This window comes from Pollutimonas rozaliensis (assembly GCF_048751585.1).
Lineage (GTDB): Bacteria > Pseudomonadota > Gammaproteobacteria > Burkholderiales > Burkholderiaceae_B.
In genome coordinates this window covers 1-279 of record NZ_JAZHOB010000069.1, presented here as the reverse complement: position 1 = coordinate 279, position 279 = coordinate 1, and the positions used below count along the sequence as shown (strand labels likewise).

Annotated in this window: 1 protein-coding gene; it reads left to right on the top strand. The window is 55.2% G+C overall.

The window, feature by feature from the left end:
* Positions 1 to 62 precede the first annotated feature (62 nt).
* On the top strand, positions 63 to 279 hold a 217-nt coding region (locus V0R37_RS22000; RefSeq protein WP_420376542.1), incomplete at its 3' end, for a LysR family transcriptional regulator.

Below are 279 nucleotides of genomic sequence, written 5' to 3'. Positions count from 1 at the left end.
CGCAGTGGCAGCAGCGCGGGGCGTTTTGGGACGTTTCCCAGCATCGAACATTAGGTGAGGATATGAAGCTACAGCAACTTCGCTATATCTGGGAAGTCAATCGACATAACCTGAATGTGTCAGCAACTGCCCAGAGTCTGTTTACCTCTCAGCCAGGTATTTCCAAGCAGATTCGCCTGCTGGAAGACGAATTGGGCGTGGAGATCTTTGCTCGCAGTGGCAAGCATCTCACGCGTGTCACCCCCGCTGGCCAGTCGATCATCGAGCTGGCCGGGCAAG